The following is a 3307-nucleotide window of genomic DNA, read 5'->3' on the forward strand; positions in this document are numbered from 1 at the left end:
TGTTCAAAGTGATAACGATTTCAAGCGTTATCCGGTGTGTCGTTGAAGTGGTTGTTTATAGCTTCAGGCGGCTGTCTCGAATGGGTCTCTGGAATCAGGCTTGCCTGGTGATGGGGATGAGTTCGATCAGTTGTCTTGGGGTTATATAGTCAAGCAACTAAGCGCATACGGTGGATGCCTTGGCAGTCAGAGGCGATGAAAGACGTGGAAGCCTGCGATAAGGTTCGGGGAGCTGGCAAACGAGCTGTGATCCGGACATTTCTGAATGGGGAAACCCACCGACTTTCGGGTCGGTATCTTGCACTGAATACATAGGTGCAAGAGGCGAACCGGGGGAACTGAAACATCTAAGTACCCCGAGGAAAAGAAATCAACCGAGATTCCCTAAGTAGCGGCGAGCGAACGGGGACTAGCCCTTAAGCTGGACAACTGGTAGGAGAAGGCTCTGGAAAGTGCCGCCATAGTGGGTGATAGCCCCGTATCCGAAACCTGAGTCTGGTGAAATCGAGTAGGACGGGACACGTGGTATCCTGTCTGAACATGGGGGGACCATCCTCCAAGGCTAAATACTCCTGACTGACCGATAGTGAACCAGTACCGTGAGGGAAAGGCGAAAAGAACCCCTGTGAGGGGAGTGAAATAGACCCTGAAACCGTATGCGTACAAGCAGTCGGAGCGGACTTGTTCCGTGACGGCGTACCTTTTGTATAATGGGTCAGCGACTTATGTTCAGTGGCGAGGTTAACCGTTTAGGGGAGCCGTAGGGAAACCGAGTCTGAATAGGGCGATTTAGTCGCTGGGCATAGACCCGAAACCGGGCGATCTATCCATGAGCAGGTTGAAGGTGCCGTAACAGGCACTGGAGGACCGAACCCACTGTCGTTGAAAAGCCAGGGGATGACTTGTGGATCGGAGTGAAAGGCTAATCAAGCCCGGAGATAGCTGGTTCTCCCCGAAAGCTATTTAGGTAGCGCCTCGGACGAATACCACAGGGGGTAGAGCACTGTTTCGGCTAGGGGGTCATCCCGACTTACCAACCCGATGCAAACTCCGAATACCTGTGAGTACTATCCGGGAGACACACGGCGGGTGCTAACGTCCGTCGTGAAGAGGGAAACAACCCAGACCGCCAGCTAAGGTCCCCAAGTACCAGTTAAGTGGGAAACGATGTGGGAAGGCTCAGACAGCTAGGAGGTTGGCTTAGAAGCAGCCACCCTTTAAAGAAAGCGTAATAGCTCACTAGTCGAGTCGGCCTGCGCGGAAGATGTAACGGGGCTCAAACTGGTCACCGAAGCTGCGGCTGCATACTTTGTATGCGGGGTAGGGGAGCGTTCTGTAAGCCTGCGAAGGTGTGTTGTAAAGCATGCTGGAGGTATCAGAAGTGCGAATGCTGACATGAGTAACGACAATGCGGGTGAAAAACCCGCACGCCGGAAGACCAAGGGTTCCTGCGCAACGCTAATCGGCGCAGGGTGAGTCGGCCCCTAAGGCGAGACCGAAAGGTGTAGTCGATGGGAAACGGGTTAATATTCCCGTACCTTGGATAGCTGCGATGGAGAGACGGAGAAGGCTAGGTGAGCCGGGCGACGGTTGTCCCGGTTTAAGCATGTAGGGAGTGGACTTAGGCAAATCCGGGTCCACAATCCCGAGACGCGACGACGACTGCCCATTGGGCGGGAAGTCATTGATGCCCTGCTTCCAGGAAAATCTTCTAAGCTTCAGGCTATTCGAGACCGTACCCCAAACCGACACAGGTGGTCAGGTAGAGAATACCAAGGCGCTTGAGAGAACTCGGGTAAAGGAACTAGGCAAAATGGTGCCGTAACTTCGGGAGAAGGCACGCTGGTTGTATGTGATACCCCTGCGGGTGGAGCAGAAGCCAGTCGAAGATACCAGGCCCCTGCGACTGTTTATTAAAAACACAGCACTGTGCAAACACGAAAGTGGACGTATACGGTGTGACGCCTGCCCGGTGCCGGAAGGTTAATTGATGGGGTTAGCGCTTGCGCGAAGCTCTTGATCGAAGCCCCGGTAAACGGCGGCCGTAACTATAACGGTCCTAAGGTAGCGAAATTCCTTGTCGGGTAAGTTCCGACCTGCACGAATGGCGTAACGATGGGGGCGCTGTCTCTACCCGAGACTCAGTGAAATTGAAATCGCCGTGAAGATGCGGTGTATCCGCGGCTAGACGGAAAGACCCCGTGAACCTTTACTATAGCTTCACAGTGAACTTTGAGCATGTTTGTGTAGGATAGCTGGGAGGCTTTGAAGCGGGAACGCCAGTTCTCGTGGAGCCAACCTTGAAATACCAGCCTGACATGTTTGAGGTTCTAACTTCGTCCCCTGATCGGGGATAAGGACACTGTGTGGTGGGTAGTTTGACTGGGGCGGTCTCCTCCCAAAGCGTAACGGAGGAGCACAAAGGTGGGCTAAGCACGGTCGGACATCGTGCGGTTAGTGTAATGGCACAAGCCCGCTTGACTGCGAGACAGACACGTCGAGCAGGTACGAAAGTAGGTCATAGTGATCCGGTGGTTCTGTATGGAAGGGCCATCGCTCAACGGATAAAAGGTACTCCGGGGATAACAGGCTGATACCGCCCAAGAGTTCACATCGACGGCGGTGTTTGGCACCTCGATGTCGGCTCATCACATCCTGGGGCTGAAGCCGGTCCCAAGGGTATGGCTGTTCGCCATTTAAAGTGGTACGCGAGCTGGGTTTAGAACGTCGTGAGACAGTTCGGTCCCTATCTGCCGTGGACGTTGGAGATTTGAGGAAAGCTGCTCCTAGTACGAGAGGACCGGAGTGGACGAACCTCTGGTGTTCGGGTTGTCACGCCAGTGGCATTGCCCGGTAGCTATGTTCGGACAGGATAACCGCTGAAAGCATCTAAGCGGGAAGCCCCTTCCAAGATGAGATCTCCCCGGGCCCTCGAGGCCCCTGAAGAGCCGTTCAAGACCAGGACGTTGATAGGCCGGGTGTGTAAGCGCTGCGAGGCGTTGAGCTAACCGGTACTAATTGCTCGTGCGGCTTGACTATATAACACCCAAGACAATTGCGGATAACGCAAGAGCTAGCGAAAGCCACGCTCTAACGAAATCAACATCACTTAACTCTATCCCGTCCCCCAGTGATCAACCGTTTTGCCTGACGACCATAGCGGTCTGGAACCACCTGATCCCATCCCGAACTCAGAAGTGAAACAGACCAGCGCCGATGGTAGTGTGGCGTTGCCCATGTGAGAGTAGGTCATCGTCAGGCTCCTAAATAAAACAGCCCCGACAGCATCAGCTGCCGGGGCTTTTTT

Annotated in this window: 2 rRNA genes; both read left to right on the top strand. The window is 54.1% G+C overall.

Going from position 1 to position 3307, the window contains the following annotated elements:
• Window positions 1-147 precede the first annotated feature (147 nt).
• Window positions 148-3039: ribosomal RNA gene (locus BM344_RS17450) — 23S ribosomal RNA — on the top strand.
• A 107-nt stretch (window positions 3040-3146) separates the two neighbouring features.
• Window positions 3147-3261, top strand: a 5S ribosomal RNA gene (gene rrf, locus BM344_RS17455).
• Window positions 3262-3307: the final 46 nt, after the last annotated feature.

The sequence above is a fragment of the Marinobacter gudaonensis genome (genome assembly GCF_900115175.1).
Classification (GTDB): domain Bacteria; phylum Pseudomonadota; class Gammaproteobacteria; order Pseudomonadales; family Oleiphilaceae; genus Marinobacter; species Marinobacter gudaonensis.